This window comes from Hymenobacter sp. BT188, from assembly GCF_014333585.1.
In the GTDB taxonomy this organism is placed as follows: Bacteria; Bacteroidota; Bacteroidia; order Cytophagales; family Hymenobacteraceae; genus Hymenobacter.
The window spans coordinates 232,722-254,287 of record NZ_JACSCW010000003.1; the positions used below are offsets into that span (position 1 = coordinate 232,722).

The 21,566-nt window shown below is 54.6% G+C and carries 19 protein-coding genes; 13 read left to right on the forward strand and 6 right to left on the reverse strand.

Translation table 11 applies throughout. From position 1 onward, the window contains the following. The first annotated feature begins 315 nt into the window (after positions 1 to 315). Genes H8B13_RS09120 through H8B13_RS09135 form a run of 4 tightly spaced genes read left to right on the forward strand, consistent with a single transcriptional unit; the run spans position 316 to position 3,466 of the window. Positions 316 to 840 carry an RNA polymerase sigma factor gene (locus H8B13_RS09120; RefSeq protein ID WP_187310962.1) on the forward strand — a complete coding sequence of 175 codons (525 nt, stop codon included), beginning with the start codon at positions 316 to 318 and terminating at the stop codon, positions 838 to 840. After that, positions 830 to 1,762: a HEAT repeat domain-containing protein gene (locus H8B13_RS09125; RefSeq protein WP_261990297.1), complete on the forward strand. Its 933-nt coding sequence runs from the start codon at positions 830 to 832 to the stop codon at positions 1,760 to 1,762. The genes H8B13_RS09120 and H8B13_RS09125 overlap by 11 nt, the downstream gene beginning before the upstream one ends. After that, positions 1,710 to 2,582, forward strand: a complete 873-nt coding sequence (locus H8B13_RS09130; RefSeq protein WP_187310499.1) for a DUF4097 family beta strand repeat-containing protein — start codon at positions 1,710 to 1,712, stop codon at positions 2,580 to 2,582. The genes H8B13_RS09125 and H8B13_RS09130 overlap by 53 nt, the downstream gene beginning before the upstream one ends. Continuing rightward, on the forward strand, positions 2,579 to 3,466 hold the full coding sequence (locus H8B13_RS09135) for a DUF4097 family beta strand repeat-containing protein (RefSeq protein WP_187310500.1): 888 nt from the start codon (positions 2,579 to 2,581) through the stop codon (positions 3,464 to 3,466). Before H8B13_RS09130 ends, H8B13_RS09135 begins: the two co-directional genes overlap by 4 nt. 91 nt (positions 3,467 to 3,557) lie before the next feature. Here H8B13_RS09135 and H8B13_RS09140 read toward each other — a convergent pair whose 3' ends face one another. After that, positions 3,558 to 5,699 (reverse strand): carboxy terminal-processing peptidase, encoded by a 2,142-nt coding sequence (locus H8B13_RS09140; protein WP_187310501.1) that lies wholly within the window; start codon positions 5,697 to 5,699, stop codon positions 3,558 to 3,560. A gap of 264 nt (positions 5,700 to 5,963) precedes the next feature. Here H8B13_RS09140 and H8B13_RS09145 point away from each other — a divergent pair, with 264 nt between their 5' ends. The 9 genes from H8B13_RS09145 (at position 5,964) to H8B13_RS09185 (ending at position 17,467) form a co-directional block, all read left to right on the forward strand. Then, positions 5,964 to 6,470: a MarR family winged helix-turn-helix transcriptional regulator gene (locus tag H8B13_RS09145; protein WP_187310502.1), complete on the forward strand. Its 507-nt coding sequence runs from the start codon at positions 5,964 to 5,966 to the stop codon at positions 6,468 to 6,470. A 160-nt stretch (positions 6,471 to 6,630) separates the two neighbouring features. Next, a complete protein-coding gene (locus tag H8B13_RS09150) occupies positions 6,631 to 9,099 on the forward strand; it encodes a TonB-dependent receptor (RefSeq protein ID WP_187310503.1) in 2,469 nt (822 codons plus the stop codon). Between the two features lie 438 nt (positions 9,100 to 9,537). Next, positions 9,538 to 12,564 (forward strand): M16 family metallopeptidase, encoded by a 3,027-nt coding sequence (locus H8B13_RS09155; RefSeq protein WP_187310504.1) that lies wholly within the window; start codon positions 9,538 to 9,540, stop codon positions 12,562 to 12,564. 353 nt (positions 12,565 to 12,917) lie between these two features. Then, complete coding sequence (locus H8B13_RS09160) at positions 12,918 to 13,457, forward strand: RNA polymerase sigma factor (RefSeq protein ID WP_187310505.1); 540 nt, start codon at positions 12,918 to 12,920, stop codon at positions 13,455 to 13,457. A gap of 5 nt (positions 13,458 to 13,462) precedes the next feature. After that, positions 13,463 to 14,314, forward strand: a complete 852-nt coding sequence (locus tag H8B13_RS09165) for a zf-HC2 domain-containing protein (RefSeq protein ID WP_187310506.1) — start codon at positions 13,463 to 13,465, stop codon at positions 14,312 to 14,314. Positions 14,315 to 14,640: 326 nt separating this feature from the next. Beyond that, positions 14,641 to 15,420, forward strand: a complete 780-nt coding sequence (locus tag H8B13_RS09170; protein WP_187310507.1) for a DUF4097 family beta strand repeat-containing protein — start codon at positions 14,641 to 14,643, stop codon at positions 15,418 to 15,420. A gap of 51 nt (positions 15,421 to 15,471) precedes the next feature. Beyond that, positions 15,472 to 16,188, forward strand: coding sequence for a hypothetical protein (locus tag H8B13_RS09175; RefSeq protein WP_187310508.1), 717 nt, complete (start codon positions 15,472 to 15,474; stop codon positions 16,186 to 16,188). Between the two features lie 348 nt (positions 16,189 to 16,536). Then, entirely contained in the window at positions 16,537 to 16,857 is a 321-nt protein-coding gene (locus tag H8B13_RS09180; protein WP_187310509.1) for a hypothetical protein, read from the forward strand. Between the two features lie 262 nt (positions 16,858 to 17,119). Continuing rightward, positions 17,120 to 17,467: a hypothetical protein gene (locus tag H8B13_RS09185; protein ID WP_187310510.1), complete on the forward strand. Its 348-nt coding sequence runs from the start codon at positions 17,120 to 17,122 to the stop codon at positions 17,465 to 17,467. 76 nt (positions 17,468 to 17,543) lie between these two features. Here the strand turns inward: H8B13_RS09185 and H8B13_RS09190 are convergent, their stop codons facing one another. From H8B13_RS09190 to H8B13_RS09210, 5 genes are all read right to left on the reverse strand, one after another. Continuing rightward, complete coding sequence (locus tag H8B13_RS09190) at positions 17,544 to 17,903, reverse strand: hypothetical protein (RefSeq protein WP_187310511.1); 360 nt, start codon at positions 17,901 to 17,903, stop codon at positions 17,544 to 17,546. Positions 17,904 to 17,933: 30 nt separating this feature from the next. Then, complete coding sequence (gene uvsE, locus H8B13_RS09195) at positions 17,934 to 18,851, reverse strand: UV DNA damage repair endonuclease UvsE (RefSeq protein ID WP_187310512.1); 918 nt, start codon at positions 18,849 to 18,851, stop codon at positions 17,934 to 17,936. Between the two features lie 49 nt (positions 18,852 to 18,900). Then, entirely contained in the window at positions 18,901 to 19,860 is a 960-nt protein-coding gene (locus H8B13_RS09200) for a cation diffusion facilitator family transporter (protein ID WP_187310513.1), read from the reverse strand. 175 nt (positions 19,861 to 20,035) lie between these two features. After that, positions 20,036 to 20,716, reverse strand: coding sequence for a carboxypeptidase-like regulatory domain-containing protein (locus H8B13_RS09205; protein WP_187310514.1), 681 nt, complete (start codon positions 20,714 to 20,716; stop codon positions 20,036 to 20,038). A 111-nt stretch (positions 20,717 to 20,827) separates the two neighbouring features. Beyond that, entirely contained in the window at positions 20,828 to 21,484 is a 657-nt protein-coding gene (locus tag H8B13_RS09210) for a hypothetical protein (RefSeq protein ID WP_187310515.1), read from the reverse strand. Between the last annotated feature and the right edge of the window lie 82 nt (positions 21,485 to 21,566).

The window sequence follows — 21,566 nt, forward strand, 5'->3', positions numbered from 1 at the left end:
ACACTTCGCGTCTCCCGTTGCTGAGGTTGTTTAGTTGTTTAGTTACCACGCGGTTGGTCGTTCAACGAGGAGACGCGAAGTGTCGCGTCTCTACATTCTTTGCGAAAACCTAACCGACACAGAAGAACCCAACGCTAAAAAAGCCCCCAGCCCGCTGTATCTGCACTTTGAGGTTGGGTAAATAGGTCTGGGGGGCTTTTTTATAATAAAGTTGACGACTTCCTGTAACCTTCGGGAGTTGGCGCGGTGTCCACATCAAAATAAGCCCAAAAACTACCTTTCAACCGGTTGAACTCGCTCACAGACAATGCGCTCATGCTTCGGGTGAAGGCCGGAGACGTGGACCGGATGGGGTTGCTTTTTGAGCGCTACCACCGCAAGCTGTTCGGCTTTCTGTATCACATGCTGGGCCAGGCCGATGCCAGCGAAGACCTGGTGCAAACGGTGTTCTACCGGATGCTGAAATACCGTCACACCTTCACTGGCGACGGGGAGTTCAGAACCTGGATGTACCACCTGGCCCGCAACGTGCTGGCCGACCATGTGAAGAAGAATCGGCACTCGGTTCGGCATTCCGATGTGGCCGATTACGCCGAGAAGATTGGCGGCGGAATGGGAGCTGATGAGCAGCTCCAGCGCGAGCAGGAAGTAGCTGCCCTGCACAGCGCCCTGGCGAAGCTAAGTGCCGAAAACCGCGAGGTGTTGGTGCTGAGCCGCTTCCAGGAATTGAAATACGAGGAAATAGCCCGCGTGATGAACACGACCGAAGGGGCCGTGAAGGTGCGCGTGCACCGGGCCATGAATGAATTGAAGTCAATCTACTTGCGAATTGAAAACTGATGGGAAGGCAATGAACTGCGACCACATAAAAGAGCAACTACCTGATTATCTGAACCACCAGCTGCCGGATGCCGACCAGTTTGCGCTGGAGGCTCACGTAGCCAAGTGCCCCGAGTGCCAGGAAGAGTTGCAAACCATGCAGCAGATGTGGCAGATGCTGGGCAGCGTGCCTGTGCCGGAGCCCAGCGAAAACCTGCGTCCTGAGTTCTACGCTATGCTCGCTTCCTACAAAGAAAGCCTGCCCACGGCATCAGCTAACCCGCTGGGGGGCTTTTTTGGCTGGCTACAAAGCTTAATGCTGCCCCAGTCCGCGGTGCGGCTGGCATACGGCCTCAGCTTATTGGCTATTGGGCTAATAGGCGGGTATTGGCTGAACAATAAAAAAACGGCCGCCACGCCGGAGCAGCAGCAACTCGCCACGCTGACCACGCAGGTAGAGCAAATGCGCCAGGTAATGCTGCTCTCGCTCATCAAGAACCCCTCGGCCAGTGAGCGGCTGCGGGCCGTGAGCTACACCAAGGAAATAAGCGGCCCCAATGACCGCGTGATTGACGCTCTGCTCAGCACCCTGAATCATGACGATAACGTGAACGTGCGCCTCGCCACGCTGGAAGCCCTGGCCGAACTGGCCGATGAGCCGAAAGTAAGAATGGGCCTCGTGCAATCATTACCGCAGCAGGAGTCGCCACTGGTGCAGTCGGCCCTGGCCGATGTGATGGTGCAACTCCAGGAAAAGCGGTCGGTGCAGCCCTTGCGCCGCTTGCTCAAGCAGCCTGATCTGAATCAGACTGTGAAAGATAAGATCAAAGAAAGCATCAAAAACTTGTCAAACGGCCAGCCTGCTGCGCCCTCCATTTCAAACGACTACGATGAAACGTTCCTTTCTCCCCAGCCTGATCGGTCTGTTGGTGCTATTGTCTAGCTGCCAGCTCTGGGCTCAAGACCGCGAAAACACTGAAAAAATCAACAAAGAGTTTGCGCTCACCGCTGACGCCGCTCGTAGCACGCTGGCTGTATACAACATCTTCGGCTCGGTGCGCGTGCAAGGCTACAGTGGCAATAAAGTGGTTATCGAAGCCACCAAAACCATCACCGGCCCCGATGCGAAAACCATAGAGCAGGGCGTGAAGGAGGTAAAGCTAGGCTTTGAGCAGCGCGGCGATAGTGTTATCGCCTACATCTCTGAGCCGTACGACTCCCGCCCCCGGCGCAATAACAACCGCAACAATGACCGCGACATAGAATACAAAGCCATCATCGACTACGTGGTGAAAGTGCCGTCGCAAATGCACGTACACGTCTCGACAGTAAATGATGGCGAGGTGATGGTGCAAGATGTCAGCGGTTCGCTGCGCGCCTACAACGTGAACGGCGCAGTTACGCTTAAGAATGTGAAGGGCACCACGAAAGCGCGCACCGTGAACGGCAATGTGGAAGCTACCTACCTGGCCAGCCCCCCCGAAGCTTCCTCCTACAACACCATCAATGGGGATATCAAGGTGACGTATCCCGCCAACTTCTCAGCGGATGTGCATTTCAAAAGTATGCACGGCGAACTGTTCACGGACTTCCCCCAAGTGGAAACGCTACCGGTACAAGTAACTCAAAACAAGCAAAGTACTGGCAGCGGTACCAAATACAAATTAACCAAGGACACAGCGGTACGGCTGGGTAAGGGCGGAAAGGACTTCCGCTTCGAGACCCTCAACGGCGACGTGACCATCAAACAGCAAACCAAATGAAATCCCCTTTGCATAGTCAATTCCGCCTTCGCCAACTACTCCAAGCCAGTCTGCTAGCACTGTTACTGACTCCTTCGCTGCCGCTTCTCGCCCAAACCCGGGAGAGGACGAGGGAGCAAACAAGTGAGCAGGTAAAAGAGCAGGTAGTCGTAGCGCTGACCTCGCCCGGTAAGCCCGGTTCGTTGAACGTGAAACTAGTAGGCGGTTCCATCAATGTGGTGGGCTACAACGGCAAAGACGTTGTAATTGAGGCATCAGCCCGTGGCGAACGACGCGGCCGAAGTGCGCCAGCCGGCGACGCCTCTGGAATGCGCCGCATCGACCGCAACCCGAGCTTCGACCTAACGGCGGAGGAACGAGACAACAAAGTGTATATCAAGACGAACTCCTGGCAGCAGCCTATCGACTTGGTAATCAAAGTACCACAGCAGTTTTCGCTGAAAATCGGCACGGTGCAAGACGGCGATATTGTGGTGGAGAACGTGAGTGGAGAGCTGGAAGTCAGCAACGTGAACGGCAGCGTGCAGCTCAAGCAGGTGTCGGGTTCGGCGGTGGCCAATACGGTAAACGGATCCGTGGTTGCTACTTTCAAAAACGTCACTAGCGGTGCTCCTATGGCTTTCTCTACCGTGAACGGCAAAGTCGATGTGACCTTTCCCGCTAACGCTAAAGCCGCCTTCAAGATGAAATCCGATATGGGCGAGATTTACAGTGACTTCGATCTGGCCACTGAAAAAAGTGCCCCCAAAGTCAACAAGACAGCTCAGGGCGGTACCTACCGCGTCAGCACCGACGATTGGAGCTACGGTAAGATCAATGGTGGCGGCGCCGAGATTATGATGAAGTCGCTAAACGGCAACCTATACATCCGCAAGGCCAAGTAGAGACACATATTTGTGTCTCGTTGTTGCTCTCGTTGTTAGGCCCGAACCGCGCGCCCATTGTTGTTCAACGACGAGACACAAATATGTGTCTCTACAAGGCATCTTTGATTACCGCCACGGCTTCGCGCAGGGCCAGATCCTTACGCAGCGGCTTCACAAAGCGAGCAGCGCGGTTAATCAACGTGGTATCGGCAGCAGAAGTGGTAGCTGCGGCCGTGAGGGGGGCAATTTCTAGGGCTGGCAGCAGCTTTTGCGACTCCGTGTACTTATCGGAAGCGGCTCGCGTCAGTTCCTGCTCGGCCCGGTAGCCCGCCAGATTCAGCGAAACCTTGGTGTCGTTCTTTCGCTTCTGCATCCGCTCCACCGATTCGGTGATGAGTTTTAAGCCTGGGCTGGTGGCTACGCGGTTATTACTGGCGGCCGCCAGCTGCGGCAGAGAAGCAGCCCCTGACCACGTCTTATAAGGAGCAGGCGCAATTTCGTCCCAAGGCAATGGGTACTCGGTATCTTTTTCGCCATCACCAAGCGTGCTGTAAGCATCCGGCACCACTACATCCGGTGTCACGCCTTTGAACTGCGTGGAGCCGCCATTGATGCGATAGTATTTCTGTATCGTCAGCTTCAGCGAGCCGAAGGGCTTCAAGCTGTTAAAGGTGGCGGGCAGCACCTGATCTAAATCGAACATCTGCTGCACGGTACCTTTGCCATAAGTGGTGTTGCCCAGAATAAGTCCCCGCTTATAATCCTGGATAGCAGCGGCCAGAATCTCGGAAGCCGAGGCGCTGTACTTGTTTACTAGCACTACCAACGGGCCTTCGTACTGCACATCATTGTCGGGGTCGCCGATAATCTGGGCGGCCCGCTGCCGGCTTTTTATCTGCACCATTGGGCCGGTTTTCACGAATAAGCCCGCCATTTCTACCGCATCCTGCAAAGAGCCGCCGCCATTAAAGCGCAAATCGAGTACGACGCCCTGCACACCTGCTTTCTTCAGCTTTTCCAACTCTTTCTTTACATCGGTGGCCGAGCTGCGGCCGCCATTATGGTTGAAATCGGCATAGAAGCTGGGCAGTAGAATGTAGCCGATTTTGCGCTCGCCTTCATTCACCACCGCCGACTGAGCATAGGTTTCTTCGATAATGACCACGTCGCGGATAATGCTGATAACGTGGGTGCTGGCATCGGGCTTGCGCACCGTTAGGCGCACTTCCGTGCCTTTCTTGCCCCGAATCAGCTTCACTACTTTATCCCGGCGCATCCCACTGATATCAACTGGTTCCGCATCGCCTTGGGCCACACGCAGGATGATGTCGCCGGTTTTGAGCTCGCCCTGCCGATAAGCGGCGCTGCCGGGCACAATATCCGCTACCAAAATCTGGCCGTCTTTCTCATTGAGTAAAGCCCCGGTGCCTTCGAGGCGGCCCGTGAGCGCAATATCAAAGTTGTCTTTGTCCTGGGGGGCAAAATATTCGGTGTGCGGGTCATAGGCGTTCGTGAGAGAGGAAGCGTAGAGGGCCAGGCGGTCGGCAGCGTCGGTTTGCTTTACGTCATTGAACCACTCATCATAATACTTCAATACGCGCTTGCGAGCATCCGCTTCCAGCTCGGCTTCGGTGCGCTTAGTTACAGGGCCAGCTTGCTTCGACGCCAACGGCTTTTCGGCTTTTTTAGCTTGCTCGTCCATCATTTCCGATACCTGAACCAGCGTCTGATACTTGAGCAACCGGTGCCAATAGTCGCGGCGGGCAGCGGCATCGACTGGGTAATCAAGCTTGTCGGGGTCCGTTTCAAACGACTCCGCTACGGTCAGATCGAAAGGATTGGCCAGCAGCTCACGGTACATCGTTTGGGTTTCCGCGATGCGCTGCTCAATCAATTTGGTGCTCAGGTCCAGAAAAGGATGGTTGCCTTGCTTCAACTCATCATCAAGCGCATTCTGATACTTGCGGAGTTGCTGCACATCGGCTTGCAGCAGAAAGCGATGACCCGAATCGAGGCGCTTCAGATACAAATCAAATACCCGCTGCGAGAACTTGTCGTCGATGAGCTGGGGCTGGTAGTGCGCTTCGCTCAAGCCCTGCACCAGCGTTTTCAGTAGCACCTCATCCTTCGGATTGTCCACCTGCACGCTACCCGACCTTAGCCACGAAGGGGGGGAGTTGAAGGCCGTTAAACCAGAAATGCCGAGTAGCAAAACGGTGCTGTAAGTAGCAATAGCGCGGGTAGAAAGCATGGCAGAGCGAGTAAGAAACAGAGGAAAGCCAGGTGAAAAGCTGATCAGTACGCTTAGCAATAAGGTACGAAGAATTAAGCTACAACATATATGAAGCCGGAATACGATAAAGATGGAATCATGATAGGCAGGTTGTTCCAATGAGGAAAATTATTTCGGGTGGCTTCTTCCTCTCAGCAATCATTATGATATATCATTAAAAATTATTTCGTTTGTGTGCAACTTCGATGATATGTCATAGTCTGTAGTACGAAATCTTTCGTGATGCTAAACGAAATCCTCTTTTATTCCCTCGACCGGGCCATCCGGCAATACCGCAAGTTCGCGCAAGCCAACATTGACCGGGCCGGTATCGACATCACCGTAGACCAGTGGCTGGTGCTGCGCGTGATTGAGGAGCACAATGATTTAACCCAAGCCGACATTGCCGACCGGGTATTTAAAGATCAGGCATCGGTGGCCCGCATCATTGCCCTGCTGCTGAAGCGCGGCCTGATAGGAGCAGAGCCATTGCCCAATGATGGTCGGCGCACCCAACTGCGGGTAACCGTAGCTGGCCACGACACACTGGTAGCCGTGCAGCCAGTGGTACTCAGCAACCGGGCCACCGCCCTGGAAGGCCTAAGCGAAACCAGCTTGGACCAGATGCGGCAGGGCTTGGAGCGCATCTATACCAATTGCCTGCCTCCTCAGACAGCACTTGAGAACGCAACTCAACCATCACCTGCCGAAAAACTTCGGCCTGTTGCCAAAAGCTCTTCAGCTCAGTAAAGTCGGTCTTTATGTATACAAGCTATCGTCCTCCGCCTGCCTGATCAGGCTACTTTGCCCCCCGGCTTCTCTGTAAGCCACCCTCCTAATTCTTGCCTGTAAATACCGTGGCCAAAATGGTCACGCTTCTCATTGTGCCCATACTTTTCTCCCTATATCCATGCTAACCTTTCTTCTTTATCTGCGCTTACCGGCTGCAAAGCGCGTTTTTTACCTTCTTCTGCCATGCTTGCTTGTCGGCTTTAGCGCCACGGCTCAGAGCCGCGTGAGCGGTACTGTCCGTAGCGCCGATGCAGGTACGGGTATTGAGTACGCCACCGTCACGCTGCACCGCGCCGCCGACTCTGCCATGGTCAAAACGGAATTCAGCGATGCGCAGGGGGCTTTTCGCTTCGAGCAGGCCGCCCAGGGGCGCTACTTAGTATCGGCGGCGCAGGTAGGGTTTGTGCGGACGTGGTCGGGGCCGTTTGAGGTGACGACGGAGAACTACACGCTGCCGGCTTTGGTACTGAAATCCAGTCAGGCTACGGCGCTGAAGGAAGTAACGGTAATTGGGCAAAAACCCTTGTACGAGCGTCTGGCAGACCGTACCGTAGTGAACGTGGAAGGCTCGACGCTGGCCGCCGGCAACACCACGCTCGATGTGCTCAACCGGGCCCCCGGCGTAACCGTGGACGGCAGCGACAACCTAGCTTTGCGGGGCCGGCAGGGCGTATTGGTGCTCATCGATGGCAAGCGCCAGCCCATGACGGGAACCGAGCTAGCCGACTACCTGCGCGCGTTGCCCGCTGACCAACTGAAAAGCATTGAATTAATAACGAACCCCCCAGCCAAATACGACGCTCAGGGCGGGGCCGGCATCATCGCCATCAACCTCAAAAAAGACCAGCGCCAGGGCACCAACGGCTCCGTGAATGCCAGCTACGGCCGCAGCCAGTACGATAAGTTTACGGGGGGCTTTTCGCTTAATAGTCGGCGTAAGAGCTTGAATACGTTTGGTAGCTATACCTACTCAGACCGTGAAGGCTTGGGTAAACTGGATATTTACCGGGATTTCTTCGATAACAGCACGGGCAGCCAAGTGCTTATCGGCAGCAGCGACCAGCAAAACAGTAGTATCAGCCAGTCGAAGACGCACAGCGGCCGGATGGGCTTTGACTACAACTTCTCGGAGCGCACCGTGGTGGGGGCGGCTTTTAGCGGCTTGTCCAACAAAGGTCCTGGGCTCGCGCGCAACCAAACCACTCTTTTTGATGGCACAGGTACTATTGCCGATGTATATAATGCCAATACTAATCGGGATTTTCGGTCGGCAAATGGCACAGCTAATCTGAACTTCAAGCATACTTTTGCCGACTCGGCAAACAGCGGCGAGCTGACTGCCGACGTAGACTATGCTCGCTACACCCTCGACCGTTTGCAGGAGCAGCGCACCGAATACTTACTACAGGAGCGTACTAGCAATTTACTTGTTGGTGATCAGGAAGGCGATTTGGCCATCATGTCGGCGAAGGCGGACTATATACAGCCCCTGCCCCGCAAAACGCGGCTGGAGGCCGGCGCCAAAATCAGCCGAGTTACCTCCGATAATGATGTGGTGTTTAGGAACACCGAAGGCAGTTTGACTACGATTGATCTCAACCGCACAAACCGCTTCAAATACGAGGAAAATATTGGCGCAGCTTACCTGAATCTGAATCGGACTTTAGCCAAAACCACCTTGCAGGCGGGCCTGCGCGTGGAGCAAACGAAGGCCATTGGTCGCCAAGTGGTTGGCGACAGCTCGTTCCGGCGCAACTACGCTCAGCTCTTTCCCAGTGCGGCTATAAAGCGCACCCTCAACGACAAAAATGAGGTGAATCTGACCTTGAGCCGACGTATTAACCGACCCTCCTACGGCCAGCTTAACCCCTTCCGGATCATTATCAACCCGACTACTTCGGGAGCGGGCAATCCTAATCTGCTGCCCGAAACCAGCTACAACGTGGAGTTGTCGCACACCTTCAAGCAGAAATTTACCAGCACGCTCAGCTATAGCCGCACTGATAAACCTATTATTGGCGTAGTGCAGCCCGAAACGGACTCGACCGTTATATCAACTGGCGTAAACCTGAGCCGCCAAGACTACTATGCTCTGACGCTGACGGCTCCTTTGGAAGTCAAGAAATGGTGGCAGATATACAACAACGCCGTATTCTATTACAGCCGTTTCATTGGCGACTTGGCCGGCACCTCGCTCGATAAAGGTCGGCCCGCGTTTAATATCACCAGCAACAGCACTTTCACGTTTGACAAAGGCTGGGGGGCAGAATTGAATACTCGCTTTCAGTCAGGTGAGCAGTATGGCTTCCTGCGCGTGAAGCCCAATGGGCAAGTATCGCTAGGCGTGCAGAAATCGGTGTGGGACCGGAAGGGCAACATCAAGCTGAACGTGACGGACTTATTCTACACGAATAGAGTGCGCGCCGTTTCGGCCTACGATAACTACGTGGAGCGCTTCTACCAGCGCCAGGATTCGCGCGTGGCTACGCTTTCCTTCACCTATCGTTTTGGCAATGACAAGCTAGCCCCTACGCGTCGCCGGCAAGGTGGCGCCGAGGATGAGAAGCGCCGGGCCGGCGGATCATAACATCCTCTTTTTCGGAAAAGCCCCCCATCTGTAGCGCGGTTACAGTTGGGGGGCTTTTTTATGAAAAAATGAAGCAGGAGAGGGGAATAGCCGCCTAACGCGGTACCACCACAAATGAAACGTTTTTCAAATCCCTACATAGAGCCGTTACTCGGACCATATACGCTCATCGGCTTGTGCGGACTCGCTGGGATACAGTATCAATAGAAAGAACAATACTGGCGGCGGCACTGCTCAACCGGGAAAAAAAGTGAGTGGTTGGCAGCAGCTATGGGCTGGGATAAACTGCGGGCAAAGCATTCTTTTTCTCCAATAGAATAGTTAGCCTAAAATATGATAAAAAACAGGTATTATTGGATGGGAATATGTGCCTGCCTTCCCGGTTGCTCGTATTGCCTCGCCTCACCCCTTTCTCACTACTCGTAGAACGTACTATTTATGCGCCCCAAATCCGTGTGGCTGCTGGGCCTCGGCCTAGCCCTGGCTCTGCCCCCTGCCGTGGCTCAACAAACCCCCGCCCCGAAGAAAACCACCAAGCCAGCTCCCGCCCCCGGGGGTACCAAGCTGGTCGAGAAAGTCTCCCGCAAGGGCTCGGAACTGGTTATTCCCTACGAAAAATACGTGCTGCCCAACGGCCTGACGTTGCTCGTGCACGAAGATCACAGCGACCCGCTGGTACACGTCGACGTAACGTACCACGTGGGCTCGGCCCGCGAATCCATCGGTAAGTCGGGCTTTGCTCACTTCTTTGAGCACATGATGTTCCAGGGCTCCGACAACGTGGCCGACGAGCAACACTTCAAAACCGTGACGGCGTCAGGCGGCACTCTCAACGGTACTACCAACCGCGACCGGACCAATTATTTTGAGACCGTCCCGAACAATCAGCTAGAAACCGCTCTCTGGCTGGAAGCTGACCGCATGGGCTTCTTGCTTGATGCCGTCACCCAGCCAAAGTTTGAGGTGCAGCGCTCGACCGTGAAAAACGAACGGGGCCAAGGGGTAGACAACGTGCCTTATGGTAGAACGTGGGAAACGATGTATAAAGCGCTCTACCCATATGGGCACCCCTATTCCTGGGACGTCATTGGCTACTTGGAAGACCTGGACCGCTCGGACGTAAATGATTTGAAAAACTTTTTCCTGCGCTGGTACGGTCCTAATAATGCGACCCTTACGGTGGGCGGGGATGTGAAACCGGCCGAAGTAGTGAAACTGGTCGAGAAGTACTTTGGCTCTATTAATCGCGGTCCGGCCGTAGAGAACGTGAAGCTGCCCGCCCCCAAGCTCACTGCTGACCGCTACGTGAGCTATGAGGACAATGTGCGTTTTCCGCAGCTGGTCATGGTATTTCCGACGGTGCCCCAGTATCACCCCGACGAAACGGCACTGGATGCGTTGTCCGAAATCATGGGGCAGGGCAAAAACTCCTTGCTGTATAAGAACCTAGTGAAAAACCAGAAAGCGGTGTTGGCTCAGACTATCAGCCGTCCCTCGGAGCTATCCGGTGAATTTCTGATTCTTGCCCGCAGCTTTCCGGGTAAAGGGCTTGATAGCATGGAGGTGATTGTGCGGCAGACCCTAGCCGAATTCGAGAGAACCGGCGTCACGGACGAGCAGGTGCAGCGGTTCAAGTCCAGCACGGAAGCGCAGGTCGTTAATAGCCTGGCCAGCGTGAGCGGCAAGGTGTCGCAGCTAGCCGCCTACCAGACCTACACCGGCAACCCGAACCGGTTGACCGAGGAACTCAAACGTCTGCGCGCGCTCACCAAAGCGGATGTGGTACGCGTCTACAACCAGTATATCAAAGGCAAAAAAGCGGTGCTAGTAAGCGTAGTGCCAAAAACTGCGCCCAACCTGCTAGCGAAGGCCGATAACTACACGGTCTCGAAAGAAGGATTTCAGGCCCCGGCCGATGTTTACCAAGGCCTAACGTACGTCAAAGCGAAGGATACGTTTGACCGCAGTAAGCAGCCGAAAGGTGGCGCGAATCCGGTGGTACAAGTGCCGGCCGTGTGGCAGGAGCAGTTCAAGAATGGCCTGCGCGTGATGGGCACCCGCAACACGGAGATTCCGTCCGTCACGCTGCAGTTAACCATTCGCGGCGGGCACCGCTTAGAGCAAGCCGACCGCACCAAAGCGGGCATTGCTTCGCTCACGGCGGCCATGCTCAATGAAGGCTCGCAGAAATACTCAGGCGAAGAGTTCACCGCCGCCCTCGACCGCCTGGGCAGCACGGTGCAGGTAATTCCGGGTGATGACAACACGACGGTATATGTGCAGTCCTTGACCAAAAACCTGGATCAGACGATGGCCTTGGTAGAGGAGCGCCTGATGCGCCCCCGCTTCGATGCGGCTGACTTCGCCCGGATCAAGAAGCAGACCCTGGAAAACATTGCGAACCAGAATACACAGCCAGTTACTATCGCTAATAAGACGTACAGTCGTCTGCTCTACGGGGCGGACGATATCATGAGCATCCCGACCAGCGGTACCCAGAATTCGGTGCAGAACATCACCCTGGAGGATGTGAAGCAGTTTTACGCCAAGTATTACGCGCCCAATATCTCCCACTTAGTGGCAGTTGGCGACGTGGAGCAGCAAACGCTGGTCTCGAAGCTGGGCTTCCTGGAGAACTGGAGCCGCAAAGAAGTGACCTTGCCGGCGGTGACCGTGGCCTCTAAGCCCGATAAGACCAAGCTGTATTTTGTGAACAAGGACGGCGCAGCTCAGTCGGAAATTCGCATCGGCTATTTGGCCCTGCCCTACGACGCGACCGGCGATTACTATAAGGCAGACCTCTCGAACTACGTGCTGGGCGGTGCCTTCAACTCGCGCATCAACCTGAACCTACGCGAGGACAAAGGCTACACCTATGGCGCCCGCTCGGGGTACGCCGGCAGCCGCTATGCCGGACCGTTTACGGCCTCCGCTGGAGTGCGCGCCGATGCGACGGCTGCCTCCGTCAAGGAGTTCGTGAAAGAAATCGACTCCTATCGCAAGAGTGGTGTTACGGACGAAGAGTTGGCATTCCTGAAGTCGTCGGTAGGGCAGCGCGATGCGCGTCTCTACGAGACGGGGCAGCAGAAAGCGGCGTTCCTAAGCCGCATGCTCGAGTATGATCTGAGCCCGGACTACTTGAAAAAGCAGACCGAGATCTTGCAGAATCTGACCAAGGAAGACGTGAAGGCCAGCGCCGAGAAATACCTGCCCTTAGAAAGCATGGTGCTGGTGGTAACCGGCGACAAGCAGCAACTGCCCGAACTCCAGAAGCTAGGCTACGAGGTCATCGAGCTGGACCTGGATGGCACCCCCGTCAAAGCAGATATGTCCGCTTCCTACAACGTGGTAGCGCCCGCGGCCCCCGAAGAAGCTCCTGCTACCGACAAAAAGGCCAAGCGGAAGATGAAAACGGATAATGGTAAGAAGATGAAAATCAAGGAGAAAACAGAAAAGACTAAGTAGCCTTTTTCAGTAGACTAGCCTGAAGCCTGGTTCCGTGAGGAACCAGGCTTTTTTGCGAGTATATATTTCAGATAAGCAGACAGGTCCTACTGTTCGGCTTTGACCCTGATAATCATTTCAGGCATCATCGAGCTACGTCTACAAAAAAAGCCCCCCACTATAACTCCTGTACAGCGGGGGGCTTTTTTGTGCTTTGGTGATAGAAGTCTTGGCTGAATAAGTAACAGGGTAATCGTCCGCATTATGCTGAGGTTTCAGCTATCTTTTGCCTTGCCGAAAAAATATTTCAATACCCTTGTAACGATTGCCCGATCTCCCGGTACTCGCTGCAATCCAACTCCAAAACTCACGCGGTGGAAACCAGAAGCGACGAAGAACTAATGGCAGCCGTTCAGGCCGACGACCTCGACCAGGTGGTGCCGTTGTTCGAGCGCTATCAGGGGCCACTGTTCAACTTCCTCTACCGCCTTACCAGCGACTACGAAACCAGTCAGGACCTCACGCAAACCGTGTTTGAGCGCCTGCTGAAGTACCGGGCCAGCTATCGGCCGGGGCAGCCCTTCCGGGCTTGGGCTTACCAACTGGCCCGCAATGTGCACACCGACCACTGGCAGCGCAACCAAAAAATGCGCACGACCGACGTGGTGGAAGTGGAGCGCAAGGGGGCATTGTGCGGAGCCGCCTTCCGCCACACGGCCGCTGTGGACCGCGAGCAGGATTTGCACGAGGCTATGGCTATGCTGCCGCCTGCTCAGCACGAAATCCTGGTGCTGCACCGCTTCCAGGGCTTCAGCTACGAAGAAATAGCAGACATGCTGGGCTGCACGGCGGGCGCGGCCAAAGTAAAAGCGCACCGGGCCTTACAAGCCTTGCGCACCATTTATTTCAACTAACGACCATGAATAGCACGCCTTCATCCTCCGAATGCCTCGACGTAGCCGACCTGTTGGTGGACTATGCCGAGCACAGCCTGCCCCCGGAGCAAACGGCCCGGATGGCGGCTCACCTAGCTAACTGCCCTCGCTGCCAGGAGCGTGTAGCTCAGTTGCAGGAGCTGGGGGGCAAATTTGAAGCAGCCGAGCCCGTAAGTCCTCCGCTAGCGCTGCGCGTCAACTTTATGGCTGCACTTGAGCGGGAAAAAGCGGCACTGGTGAAGCCCGAATCGGTAGGGGACGAGGCGAAAGTAATACGCTTAGAGCCTGCTACATCGGAGCAGTCAGGCATGTGGTGGCTGCGGATTGCTGCAAGCCTCCTGCTACTGGCTACGGGTGTGCTGCTGGGCAATCTGTGGCGGCCAATGGGAGCTGATGTTGCCGGCATCACCACGACTGAGACTACAGCCGACCCACGCTTTCGTGCGCTCAAGGTAAATCCTGCGGCGCCTTCCCTCTCTGCCAGCGACCGGATTCAGCTGGTAAATGAGATGGCTGGTGGAACGGAGGGCAGTGCCGACCCAACGGTGCAGGCACTCATCAACACGCTCAACTTCGACCCAAATACCAACGTGCGACTGGCCGCCGGGCAGGCGCTGTATCGCCTCCGCGACGACCCACGAGTAGGAGAGGCCTTCGTGCAATCTCTTACTATTCAGACCGACCCCAACGTGCAGATCATGCTTATTGAGCTGCTGGTAGCTCTGCGCGAACGGCGCGCTGTGCCTGAGCTGGAGCGTTTGTCGCAGCGGCGCGATGCCTTGCCCATCGTGCGCCAGCAGGCAGAGTCGGGGCTGGGTCAGTTGATACAGATATAAAGCACAACGGCAAGCCGCGTGAGGCAGCTCGCTCGCTGACGATAAAGTAGGAACTGTCATGCTGAGCTTGTCGAAGCATCTCTACTGATTAGTAATCAATGGCACTGCAACGAAGCGGCAGAGATGCTTCGACAAGCTCAGCATGACAATACCATTGCACGCGAGCTGCTTCGGCCTCTGCCTGACCGCCGTTTTTAACTCAACATAAATACACAGTTCAAATTTCTCTTTCAATTCATTTTCCCAACGAACCGGGCTTGAAAAAGCCCCCCGGAAGTCGCGGTTGCGGGTGCGTTCGATTCCTTTTTACTCCACCTCCCTTTGTCATGAAAAAGACCCTGTTTCTCATTTTTATCTTCCTGCTAGCGGCCAGTACCGCCTCATGGGCCCAGGAATACAAGCTTAAGCTCGGCGGCAAAGCCCACAAAATCGTGCTGGATATGAACGGCAGCGACGTCACGCTGGAAGGCTACAACGGCGATGAGCTCATCATTCGGGGTAACGGCTTTGAGCCTGCTCCAAAGCGCGCCGAAGGGCTGCGGCCTGTGTACAATTCAGCCGTAGACAATACCCGGATCGGCCTCTCAGTAACCGAAAAGGACAATGTTGTGCGTGTAGTACAGGCCTCCCGCAAGGATACTGACTACGTAATTCGGGTGCCGCGGCAAACAGCGGTGGTGTTTACCCAAACCCAATTTGGCAGCGGCAACCTGAAAGTAACCGACTTGCAGGGCGACCTGGAAGTGAACATGAAGAACGGCGACGCGCAGCTCCTGAATATGGGCGGCGGAGTTGTAGCCAACAGCATCAGCAGCGACATTATCGTGCGCTACGCTGGGGTGGGCAAATCTCCCAGCTCTATTTCCAGCGTGAGTGGTGCGGTAGATGTTACGATGCCGGCCAGCAGCAAAACCACGCTTCAGCTGCGCACCATTTCGGGTGAAGTCTATACCGACTTCGACATCAACATGGGTAAAAAAGGCAACGATGACGACGGGTTGCGCCGCGTAGGTGGCCAAACCGTGGAGGGCACCGTGAACGGCGGCGGTACCAAAATAGCCCTGCAATCAATAAGTGGCGACGTGTTCGTTCGCAAAGCCAAGTAATATTTCTGTCTACATATCAATTAGTTACACCATCCTAATCACTGCTTTGTCATGAAACTGTTCCTGCTACTTGGGACCCTGGGCGCCCTGCTTCTGGGCACGAGCCCGGCCGAAGCCCAGAGAATAATCGAGAAAAAAGCCCCCCTGAGCTCGAAGCAGCGGCTGGTGCTGGATCTGCAACAGGCCTCCAGCATTCAGATCAAAGGCGGCAGCGGTAAGGAAGTGGCCGTGCGCGCTTCGGTTACCATCAACAATAACAAGCTTAACGACGCTCTGTTGCTGACCCTGAACACGCAAGGCGAGGAGGTGAAAGTAAAGTCGGCGTTCGATAAAGAGATGCTGCGTACCAGCAAAGAGGCCGACTGCCCCAATGGCGAGGGATACAGCACCTGGAACGACACGGGTGATAATGGTAAGGGCTCGTATCGCCTCTGCGCCCGCATCGATTACGTGATAGAAGTGCCCGCCAGCGCCACTGTTCAAGTGAATACCATTAGCGGCAACATTGAGGTAAAAGGTCTGAATGGCCCACTGGAAGCCAAATCTATAAGCGGCTTCGTGGATGTAAGCTGGCCTGCGGCAAAAGGCGCTGAAGTAGCCATGAAAACCATCACCGGTGAGGTGTACACCAACCAGGATATTGCCTTGAATGGTAACAAGAACAACTCGCCCGTGGGCTACCAGGTGCGCGGCACGCTGGGCAGCAGCGGCCCGGCCATTCGCCTCGAGTCCATCAGCGGCGACGTGTTCTTCCGCAAGCAGAATTAAGCCGCGCCACATTGGCTAAGGGTGGGTCTGGAGGGCAAATACCTGAGTAGTGAGTGCTCTGAGGTGGCCGGCGCATAGTGTCTAAATTAATAAAATCGGAGCTGGTAAACGTGAAATAATCTGCATTTTTAAAATACTTTCATAAATCGTAAAATCTGCTTTGTGAACGCGTTAGGTATGTATTGAATAGGTGGAACAGAGGCTTTTTGTTCGAATAAATACTAAGCTATGTAACATATTCGTTCCTGTTTCCGTTGAGGGCTTGCAATTATCTTCTGACAGATATTGCTAGTGCATTTGCACTTACTCTTGACTTTCAAAAATCTCTTTTCAACCTAGTACTGTATTATGAAAAAGTCACTGATTTTAGTCGCTTTGTTGGTTGCCGGAATTTCTGCTGCTAACGCCCAGACTACCACTACTCAGAGCACGACTACCACGCAGCCAACGACGCCTACCACGACTCAGAGCACCACGACTCAGACGACTCCGGCCACTGACGCTACCATCAACACCACTACAACTGCTCCTGCGCAAACTTCTACTACCGTAGAAACGCAGAGCACTACCACGCAGCCAGCCGTTGCCGCTCCTAAGGACAAAGCTGCTGATGTGAAAGTGAAGAACAAAAAGAAGAAGTCTAAAATGAAGTCTGATCCGAAAGAATAAGCTTTTTAACCTGATTTCGATCTAGTAAATAAGGCCTGCTTTACGCACGTAAAGCAGGCCTTATTTATTTTTACTTGCCTATAATTCAGAGTAAATTAAATCTCTATTTCTGTATTTGTTTTGACTATTTCTATAAGATTAGAAAGCCAAAATTATATACATCGTTAAAACTAAAAGTGGTCGCTACAGTTCGGATTACGTACTTATTATAGTGAGTCACAGATTTGTAATGAAATTATCCTGATTTGATTCTCTGAATAATATGAAAACGAAATTCCTTTTTGCTGCTTTGTTGCTGAACGCATCAGCATACGCCCAAACAGCCCCCGCGCCGGCCACGCCTCCTGCCTCTACTACTGCGCCCCCGCAACCAGCTACGCCGGCTCCCATTAACCCCGCCACAGCGCCCCAGAATACGGAGCGTGGCACCATCGACCAACGTGCGCCGGCAGCGGCTGCTACCCAGGAGCGCGTGCGCAAACGACAGACAGTGATGGATGGGCAAGCTTCGCCGGGAATAGAAACCACCACTGACCGCCGCACCAAACGGATGAACGATAAGAAGCGCCCAACCCGCGAGTTGCCGCCCGCTACGCCGCCCAAGCGCTAATCCTTATTTGGACTATATAAAAAAGCCCCCCAAATAGTACTTGGGGGCTTTTTTAAGGGTGTTAATTCCTTATTCCTTATTCCTTAAGCTTGGAGCTGTGTTGCAGCAGCAAGTCACCGAGGGCACGAAGGGCGGCTTGAGAATCGGGAGTGGCGTGGACGGCGGCTTGAAGCGTCTGTGTGCCCAGCATATCCAGGGAATCGCCAACGGCCACGCCATCAATTCCGTCGGTATTGCTGAGCAATGTTTGCAGATTGCCGAGCTCCCGGTCGATGTCTTGTAGCTCCGGAATACCGCTTTGTTGCAGAGTTTCCTGCCAGGTATCAATGTTGGTATGAGCCGTGCTCAATGGCAGGGAAGTAAGGCCACCGTGCAAGGCGTGTACAGTGGCGGCCAGCAGTTCAGCACCAGATTGGGGGGCGTTTTTTTCGGACATTGGAAGAAGAATGAATGACGTGTGGTAAACCTAAGCGGAGGCGCTGAGCGGAAGTGGCGCTGCCAAACTCAACTCGCGCAGAATAGCCACGGCGCGCAGGGCGCTGGCTTCTTTGTCTTTGATTTCAAGCATCATATCCACGTCGAGGCCGTTGAGATGGGTAATAAACTCGCGGAACCTATCCTCATCTAGCGAGGATGTATGCTTGCCTTTGCGCTCACCAAGCTGCTGGGAGCTGTAGTCCATCATCAGCACGCCGTCGCGGGTGGGGTGCCAGGTGCCGGCCGCCAGCCGCAGCGCTTCCTGCATGGTCTCCTCGTGGTTGAGGCATTCGTGGTGGAAGTTGTCGAACAGAATGGGAATACCCACGGCTTCGTGCACCCGCAAACAATCGCGCAGACTAAACAGGCGATCATCGTTTTCAATCACCAACCGTACCTGCACCGCTTCCGGTAAAGTGCGGTACGTGGCAATAAAGCGCTCAATGGCCACGTCGCGGTCGCCGTAGAGGCCGCCCACGTGAATTTGCAGCTTGGCGGTGCTATCCAGTCCCATCAGATCCAGCATCGAGCCCTGATACACCAGCTCGGCAATGCTGCGCTCCACAATGCCCGGATCGGGTGAGTTAAGCACCACAAACTGGTCGGGGTGGAAGGAGATGCGCATCTGCTCGGCCTTGATATAATCGCCAATGGCGCGGAAGTGGGGGGCAAATTCGGTCTGCCACGGAAACGTGTTGACCGCATGCGAACCAAAAGGCACGATGCCGGAACCTATTCGGAAGAAGAGCAGGCCGTGCTGGACATTGTACTCCAGAATGCGCTGTAAACATGTCAGGTTGTTGGTAACGGTAGTTACCACGCGCTCATCGGTGTAGGAAGCCAGCCGAAATGTGGTGGCAGCGCTACAGTCGAGCGTTTCATTTACGCAGGGATACCCAATTTTCATAGCCTCAGCTTACGTGCGTTCCGCGACGGCTGTTGTACAAAGCTGCTAATCAGCGGGGCAGGAGCGCGTCACTGCCTTCGTGCTGGGCCTTGTTGGTGCGCTCTACTGACACGGCACGGGCCTCAATAAAGATGCGCTGCACATCGGGGTGCAGCTTGCGAATACCCTTCTCCAGCCGGTCAACCGCCTCTTCCACCGCCGTCGCCGACAAGCCCGGCTGAAAGTTTACGTCGAGGGCCAGAAAAACATCATTTGGCCCAAAATGCATGCTCAATGGCCGTTTGGCGTTCAAAATGGAAGTATCGGCCTGCACTAGTGCCCGAATGCTTTGCAGAACCGCCGGATCGGCGCCTTCGCCAATGAGCAGCCCTTTGCTTTCATAAGCTAAAAATATCGCCGTTAGCGCCAGAATACACCCGATAACAATGGAGGCCGCACCATCGATATATGGATTGTTCAGCGCATGACCCAGGAATACACCAGCCGCCGCTACCAGCAAGCCCAGCAAGGCGGCAGTATCCTCAAAAATGATGGCAAAATTACCGGGGTCTTTGCTCGCCCGCAGCGCTGACCAGAACGGCTTTCCTCCGCGAGTGGCATTGAAGTTTTTCAAGGCCAGATACAAGGCTCCGCCCTCAAATACCGTTGCCAACCCAAGCACCACGTAGTTCCAGGTAGGGTCAGAAAGCGGCGCCGGGTTTTGCAGATGCGAAATGCCCTCGTAAAAGGACATTCCTCCTCCAATGGAAAAAATCAGAATAGCCACAATCAGCGACCAGAAGTACAGCTCTTTGCCGTGGCCGAAAGGGTGATTATCATCGGGGACCTTTTTGCTGCGCCGAATCCCGAGCAGTAGCAGCAGGCCGTTGCCCGTATCCACGACCGAGTGAATGCCTTCTGAGAGCATAGCCGACGAACCTGTGAAGCTGGCCGCTACAAATTTAGAAACAGCAATAGCCGTGTTGGCGGCAATAGCAGCGTAAATACCAGTTTTGGAGGAGTTGGCCATAAGCAGATAAATTAGGAGCGACACGCGCTATTGTAGCCTTATCAACTACTTATGATTTATCTACTGCTCCTTAACTAAGGCTAGCGCAACGCAGATACACGTGTGGTGATGTACCTGAACAAACGCTGGGATAGGCCCTAAGGTTAGTAATTACCCTAATCCAGGCTGAAGCCTCTTACTCATACCCCCGGTTATCCTTGAAATTGCGATTGTACCGTTCCCGGTCGCGACGGGCCTGCTCCATTTTCTTCTTCAGGGCCTCCTGCTGTTGCAGTTCCTCCATCTTGCGCCGCGCCTTGCCTTCTCGCGAAAGGGCGTCATAGAGCAGACTAGCCGGGTTTTCAAGGGAGGCAACCGGCGCTTTGGGAGCCGTTGAGTCGACAGGGAACAGCGGCTTGGGCGCTGGGGGGCGTTTTACGGCGTTGGCGGGCGGCGTGGGGCGGCGCACGTTGCGCAGGGCCTTTTTTATCTGAGCATCGGCCGGGCGGCCTTCCTGCACTCGCACCTCGCCCAATTGAATGCTGGCGCGGTCGAGTTTTACCTGTACAATAAGCTGAGAAAGCCCCGAGCGGCCTAGCGCCATTCGCTTGGTTGCAAAGCCAAGCGAAATAAACTCCAGCGTATCAGTATACGCCACGTCGATGCGGAAATCACCGTCGTTATTGGCTACTACGCCGGTTTTGTTGCCCTTAATACGCACTGTAGTACCAGGCACTGGCTTGCCATCGGCGGCGTTAGTAATTGTGCCCGATACGCGCAGCTGAGCCGAGGCCGACAGGGCCACCAACAGGCCCACAACCAGCAGCAGCGCGGCTTTATTCCAGAATCCGGTGAATAAACGAGACAATAAACCCATCAACGATACTAACGCAACCAAACTGCAAGGTAGCCAACTACAGAGTCAAAAAAAGCCCGCACCGTTGCAGGTGCGGGCTTCCATTAACCAGAAAACCGACGGAGCGGTTTCTTATTCCTCTTTCATCTTGGTTTCGCCGTCGTCGTCCACTTTTAATTTGGAGTCGTCGGCCTTCATCTTCATCTCACCATCCGACTCCGCTTTCATTTTGGAGCCATCGGCGGCCTTTATTTTCATCTCTCCGTCCGATTCGGTTTTCACCTTTGTACCGTCGGCATACTTGGTTTTCGTGTCGCCGTCGGCTTCCACTTTCGTTACGCCTTGGTCAACAGTTGAAGCTGTGGGTGCGGGAGCTTCATCCACGTACATTTCCTCGGCGTAGTTCATGCGGTTGGCTACATACGCTTCGTACTGAGCTGGGTCGGAGAAAACGGTTTTGAACTGCGTATCGATTTCGGTATTAATGCTTTGCATAGCCGCGTACATACCCGTAGTGTCGGTGGCGTACTGCGTTTCCAGCTCAGCGAGGCGGCGCGAGCGTTCGAAATAGATATCCTCGGCGCGGGCCACCACGGTTGTATCCGTGATTTTCAGGTCGTTAGCCAGACGCGTGGCAATACGATTGGCGCGGGTACGAGACGCGGCAGGCGTCGTAACGGTCTGCGTAGTCGTCGTAGTTGTGGTGGTAGTTTCGGCCGCTTTTTCCTGCGAGCAGGATGCAAATGCCAACGCACCGGCGCAGGAGAATAATAAGAGGGTCTTTTTCATGACAAAATTTAAGTAGGGAGAGAAGCGGTCCGAGAATCAGACCACGGCCGCTATACGCTCTAGGTTGGTTGTAGTTGTATAA

Coding starts and splice junctions, on each gene's coding strand:
- H8B13_RS09210 (WP_187310515.1), bottom strand. CDS start 21,484: ATGAAAAAGACCCTCTTATTATTCTCCTGCGCCGGTGCGTTGGCATTT.
- H8B13_RS09150 (WP_187310503.1), top strand. CDS start 6,631: ATGCTAACCTTTCTTCTTTATCTGCGCTTACCGGCTGCAAAGCGCGTT.
- H8B13_RS09180 (WP_187310509.1), top strand. CDS start 16,537: ATGAAAAAGTCACTGATTTTAGTCGCTTTGTTGGTTGCCGGAATTTCT.
- H8B13_RS09130 (WP_187310499.1), top strand. CDS start 1,710: ATGAAACGTTCCTTTCTCCCCAGCCTGATCGGTCTGTTGGTGCTATTG.
- H8B13_RS09120 (WP_187310962.1), top strand. CDS start 316: ATGCTTCGGGTGAAGGCCGGAGACGTGGACCGGATGGGGTTGCTTTTT.
- H8B13_RS09145 (WP_187310502.1), top strand. CDS start 5,964: ATGCTAAACGAAATCCTCTTTTATTCCCTCGACCGGGCCATCCGGCAA.
- H8B13_RS09155 (WP_187310504.1), top strand. CDS start 9,538: ATGCGCCCCAAATCCGTGTGGCTGCTGGGCCTCGGCCTAGCCCTGGCT.
- H8B13_RS09185 (WP_187310510.1), top strand. CDS start 17,120: ATGAAAACGAAATTCCTTTTTGCTGCTTTGTTGCTGAACGCATCAGCA.
- uvsE (WP_187310512.1), bottom strand. CDS start 18,851: ATGAAAATTGGGTATCCCTGCGTAAATGAAACGCTCGACTGTAGCGCT.
- H8B13_RS09205 (WP_187310514.1), bottom strand. CDS start 20,716: ATGGGTTTATTGTCTCGTTTATTCACCGGATTCTGGAATAAAGCCGCG.
- H8B13_RS09200 (WP_187310513.1), bottom strand. CDS start 19,860: ATGGCCAACTCCTCCAAAACTGGTATTTACGCTGCTATTGCCGCCAAC.
- H8B13_RS09175 (WP_187310508.1), top strand. CDS start 15,472: ATGAAACTGTTCCTGCTACTTGGGACCCTGGGCGCCCTGCTTCTGGGC.
- H8B13_RS09135 (WP_187310500.1), top strand. CDS start 2,579: ATGAAATCCCCTTTGCATAGTCAATTCCGCCTTCGCCAACTACTCCAA.
- H8B13_RS09165 (WP_187310506.1), top strand. CDS start 13,463: ATGAATAGCACGCCTTCATCCTCCGAATGCCTCGACGTAGCCGACCTG.
- H8B13_RS09190 (WP_187310511.1), bottom strand. CDS start 17,903: ATGTCCGAAAAAAACGCCCCCCAATCTGGTGCTGAACTGCTGGCCGCC.
- H8B13_RS09170 (WP_187310507.1), top strand. CDS start 14,641: ATGAAAAAGACCCTGTTTCTCATTTTTATCTTCCTGCTAGCGGCCAGT.
- H8B13_RS09140 (WP_187310501.1), bottom strand. CDS start 5,699: ATGCTTTCTACCCGCGCTATTGCTACTTACAGCACCGTTTTGCTACTC.